The sequence below is a fragment of the Candidatus Goldiibacteriota bacterium genome (genome assembly GCA_016937715.1).
Taxonomy (GTDB): Bacteria; Oederibacteriota; PGYV01; order PGYV01; family PGYV01; genus PGYV01.
Genome location: JAFGWA010000099.1, coordinates 1 through 5255, shown reverse-complemented (window position 1 = coordinate 5255; position 5255 = coordinate 1). Strand labels below are relative to the sequence as shown.

Annotated in this window: 4 protein-coding genes; 2 read left to right on the top strand and 2 right to left on the bottom strand. The window is 42.0% G+C overall.

The annotated features are described in order from the left end of the window. Positions 1-389 precede the first annotated feature (389 nt). Complete coding sequence (locus JXR81_09895; protein ID MBN2755154.1) at positions 390-965, top strand: T9SS type A sorting domain-containing protein; 576 nt, start codon at positions 390-392, stop codon at positions 963-965. A gap of 12 nt (positions 966-977) precedes the next feature. Continuing rightward, entirely contained in the window at positions 978-1916 is a 939-nt protein-coding gene (locus JXR81_09890) for a PorV/PorQ family protein (GenBank protein ID MBN2755153.1), read from the top strand. Between the two features lie 85 nt (positions 1917-2001). On the opposite strand, the gene JXR81_09885 is transcribed toward JXR81_09890, so the two are convergent. Together JXR81_09885 and JXR81_09880 are read right to left on the bottom strand one after the other, a co-directional pair. Further along, complete coding sequence (locus tag JXR81_09885) at positions 2002-3375, bottom strand: sigma-54-dependent Fis family transcriptional regulator (protein MBN2755152.1); 1374 nt, start codon at positions 3373-3375, stop codon at positions 2002-2004. Further along, positions 3372-5255, bottom strand: a 1884-nt coding sequence (locus tag JXR81_09880) for a hypothetical protein (GenBank protein ID MBN2755151.1), incomplete at its 5' end; no start/stop codon positions are given. The genes JXR81_09880 and JXR81_09885, both read right to left, overlap by 4 nt.

The following is a 5255-nucleotide window of genomic DNA, read 5'->3' as shown; positions in this document are numbered from 1 at the left end:
CCGCCCTAACCTGCTATGTATGCGGCAGGGGCGGTTTAATGCCGCGGCGGCATATTCGGATGTGACGCAAATTCCCGATTGCCAATGAATTAACCGGACTGATGATTTCAAGTTTATTTGGATGCAAGAATGCCAATTTGCGGCGCGTGCTGAAAAAACATACCCAAGCCCTGTAAAACGGAGGGACAAAAACACGAGGGACAGAGGGACGGAAGTAAAAGCAAAAAACAAATCAACTGCCGCGCCCTGAAAAGACGCGCCTACCACTGCAAAATCAAACTGCTTCATCTATAATAGCCATGCGAACCCTCTACCCCCCAATTTTCCATTGACTTTACACGCCTTTACTGTAAAATCTTAAATAGTTTTAACATCAAAGGAGGAATTAAATGAAAATTAAAACATTATTTATTGCTATCCTGCTGTCCCTGGCTTGTGTTGCGGTATACGCGACACCCACAGTAACAGAAACCGTTACGGAAACAGTAACCGCGACAACCACAGAAACAGCTACCGAAACAGTAACAGACACAATCACTCCGGACTGGACAGCTACTGATTCCCCGACTATAACCCTCACATCCACAATTACACTGACAGCCACAGAAACACCGACAATTACCCTTACATCGACAATTACAGTGACTTTCACAATTACAATGACCGCCACAAATACTCCGACACCGCAGGCAGAAGTTTTTGCTTATCCCAACCCGGCTTATGCGGGGTTTGTGACAATTGCCTATCCTATTGACCCGGCAAAAACAGCAAAACAGGTTGAAATAATTCTTTATTCCACAGACGGTGAAGAAACCGGAAAAGTCACGGATGACGCGCCAAACGGCTATTGCCGCTTTGATATTTCAAAGATGTCACGCGGAGTATATTTTTACAAAACTATAATACGGTATACAGACGGCAGTCAGACAGTTAAAAAGCACGAAAAATTCGCCGTGGTAAGATAAGGAGAGGCTCAAATGAAAAAAATAATAATAACAGCAGCAGTTCTTTTACTTATATCATCAATTGGTTTTTCAGCGGATACTGACATGAAGAACACATCGGCAACCGCCGGAAGGTATCTTGACCTGTACGCGGGCGCCGCAGGTTCCGCGATGGGCGGCGCTTACATAGGTTCATGCGACGATGCCTCTTCTGTTTTCTGGAACCCTGCCGGCCTTGCTTCAATGAAAAACACAGAAAAAAAATGGAGCATGTTCTTTTCGCATAACGTATGGCTTATGGACATGATGATGGACCACCTGTCAGCCGCGGGTAACTTCGGCAAATTGGGCGCTGCAGCGTTTGGAATAGGTTATTTTAACGCCGGAGAGATGAAAAAATATGAAATTGACGCGGAGAATAATTACATAGCAGCCGGAACTTTTTCGCCTTACGCCATTACCGCTTCCCTGTCATATTCAAACACACTGGAAAAGAACATTGATTTTGGCGTTACGTTAAAATACATCCTGGATACCATAGACGGCAGCACAATAAGCACAGGCGCCTTTGATTTAGGGCTCCGGTATAAATCACCCCTTGAAGGCCTTTTCTTCAACCTGCTGGCAAAAAACTTTGCCGGCACGCTTGGCGGAAACATTCTGCCAAAAGGTTTAACCTTTGGCGCGTTCTATACAATAGATTTGGCGGATTATAATTTAAGCGCGGAATACAACCTTGTGGGCAAAGTAAATAACAATGCCGTTCACAGGGCGGGAATCAGCATAAAAACACCCTTTCTTTTTACCGCGCGCGCGGGATATCAGACAGACAATACCGGCGTAACAACCGGCTTAAAGGGCTTAACCTGCGGCGTAGGGCTTAACATTGAAGAAAAGTTTGTGGACTTCTCTTATGAACCATACGGCGAACTTGGAAATTCTTTCAAAGTATCCCTTGGCGGGGCTTTTTAACGCACACAACTGACCATACTTAAAAATAAAAAAGAGGCGCTGTAAAAAGCGCCTCTTTTTTTATTTCAACCGTACAGTTTTATTCTTATAACTCCCCCGGCCTGCCTATCCCGTACTCTTTCATCTTACGCCATAGCGTAGAACGAGATATCCCAAGCGCCTTCGCGGCCTTGGTGTGATTATTATCATATTTTTCAAGCGCCCTGTTTATAAAAGACTTTTCCGCGTCCGCAAGGTTCAATTCCGGGTCAGAACCATCGCTTCTTAACTCTTCTTTAACCGGCGCAGACAGTTTCCTGAAAGGCGATATTCCCTGCAGGGTTACCGGAAGGTCCGCAATAGTTATGATATCAGATGACGCCATTGCAAAAGCATGCTGCACAATATTATCAAGCTCCCTGACATTGCCGGGATATTCGTAATTCATTATCGCCGCGCGCGCCCTTGGGTCAATGCCCACAATATTACGGCGCTCCAGTTTATTATATTTTTCAATGAAAAACCTTAACAGATACGGAATGTCTTCTAACCTTTCCCTTAAAGGCGGAATGTGAATATGAATTACATTAAGCCTGAAAAATAAATCTTCCCTGAAAGTTTTTTCCTGAATGGATTTCATAAGGTCCTGATTTGTAGCCGCAATGACCCTGATATTGACATTCTTTGACGCTTCATCCCCAAGCCTTCTTAAATCCCCATTTTCAAGCACCCTTAAAAGTTTTGCCTGCAGCCCAAGGCTTAAGTCGCCGATTTCATCAAGAAAAAGCGTGCCGCTGTCGGCAAGTTCTATCAGCCCTTTTTTGTCAGCCGACGCGCCCGTAAAAGCGCCCCTTTTGTAGCCGAACAATTCAGACTCTAAAAGGTTTTCCGGTATTGCCGCGGAATTCACCGCTATAAAAGGTTTTGAAGCCCGCCTGCTAAGCTCGTATACCGCCCTGGCAATAAGTTCTTTACCCGTGCCTGTCTCCCCGGTTATCAGAATATTGCTTTCATTTTTTGCCACTTTCTTTACAACAGCCATTACTTTTTTTATCTTATCGCTTTTGCCCACAAACCTGCCTTCAAAATAGTCCGGTTCACCGTCCTGTACCGCGTCTACAACAGAGGCCGCGGCTGACCTTTCAAGAATAAATTTCAGTTCGTTTAAATTCACAGGTTTCACTATGTAGTCAAAATTTTCAACTGACGCGGATTTAATTACCCTGTCCAGTTTTTCACGCGAACTTAACACAAGCACACGCATTTCAGGAAAGCGCTCGCCTATAAATTTAATAATATTAAGTTCCAGTTCGTCGGCAATATCGCTGTCAATTATAAGCATATCAAAACCTGCCTGCAGCTTGCTTATCAGTGACGCGGAGTCTGTGACGATATAAGGGGAGTATGAATTATCTTCAAGGTAGTTATTTATCCTTATCGCGTCTTCCCTGTCGGCCAGAGCGAGAAGTATTTTATTCATTGCTCTGCATTTTCTCCTTTAAATTTTGTATATAAACCCCACAGCTCTTTATCCTGCGGAAACAGTTTTATTCCCGATTCAAGTTCTTTAACGGCTTCAGTAAGCATTCCATTCTCTTTTAACGCAAGAGCCAAATAGGATATAGCCCTGACACTTGCCGTCTCATTATTAGACTTCCTAAAGTTTTCAACTGCCACTTCCAAATTCTTTGTTCTATAATGAAACACTCCAATATTTAAATATATTATATCCCTTTTAAATTTGTTTTCAAGTAATAATTTATAAAGTTCTTCGGCCCGTTTAAAATCATTTCCTAAAAGGTATTGATTCGCTTTATTCAGCATCGCTTCGTTCATCTGTAATTCAGTCAGAGGCGATAAAGAGTCAATTCCCTTCTGCAGTAACGGCGTATTCCCGCCGCGTTCTTTTGATTCAATAAAAGCCTTCTTAGCCTCTTTATAAAATCCCCTGTCATAAAGCAGAGCTCCAAGCCGTTCATACGCCGAAGAAAAACCTGTACCGCGCAACGCGGCCAGGCGCAGGTACTTAAGTTCATTATCCGTATCGCCCATTCGGGCGTAAGCAAGTGATGCATTATAATAAATATTACCTTCCGGCTTATCAATGGGAAAATCCAGCGCCATGATATAAAGTTTTGCAGCCTGCTCCGGATAACCGCCTGATAAAAGCGCGTTTGCCTGATTTACCATTGACACAGGATACCAGCCGATAAGGTCATAATCATTTTTACTTTCTTTTGCGAATTTTTCAAAAATACTTCTGTACGAATACATCCGATACAACGCGGGCGAATATGTTTTTTTCAACGGATTAAGTTTTACCAGAAGGCCTTTGGGAACAGCAGTATATCCGTTCATATACGGGTCAAGCTTCGGCATAAAGGCGCTTCTGTAAACATCAGTTTTATTTTTATAGTTTTCAATGATGTTTAATATGTTGCGCTCCGTGTCAAACGGCTTCATGGGTATATTTTCATATTTTTTTATAAAATCATTTATCCCCCAGTCAAATATCATAAAAGAAGCGGTGGCAAAAATTATATCAGTTCTTCTTTTTTCAATCTCCTGAATATAATACACCGGCATAAGGTTGTAATCTCCGTCTGCCACATACAGGGACCCGGTTTCCATTGTATTTAAAAGGTTGTTGCCGTAGTCATATGACAGATAATCATTTGAATGATTATTCTTTTTAAAATTATCAGATATCATAAACCCCGCCGCTGCCGCGGCTATAGCCATAACAACAAAATACGTTTTTTTATTTTTAAAGCGGCTAAGCGCATATACTGTTCCCGCCGAAATAAACAGGCCTGTTATATACTCCGCGGGCATGATAAAAATCTGTATTAACCATTTAACATCCTCCTGCGTCCTGTTATAAAAAACAACAATAAATATTATAAGCAGGGCGGATGATAACAGTACCGCGTTAAGTTTTTTTGAATACTTATTCACGGCTATAACTCCGGGTATTGCAAAAATCCATAACCAGCCAAAATTTGTCAAAAACAGTTTTAAAAACTCCATAATCTGATAGCGGAAAACATCCCACGAAGCATCAACAGGGCCAAGATACGCTTTTCTTGAAACCACCCATATGAAATTTTCTAAATTTGAAGGATTGCCCCAGTTAAGCGCGGCAGGCACACCCGCACGTATAAACATATATATGTATGGTGTAAGTCCTGCAATAAAAAAAAGAATCAGCATGATATGATGCTGAAGATGTGTCTTTTTAATATTAATCAGGTAAACAAAAAATAACACCGGCGCAAGTATAATCATGCTTGGCCAATGGTTGGAAAGTGAAAGCCCGTAGATAAAAGAGATAAAATACACTTCTTTTATTTCAAACCT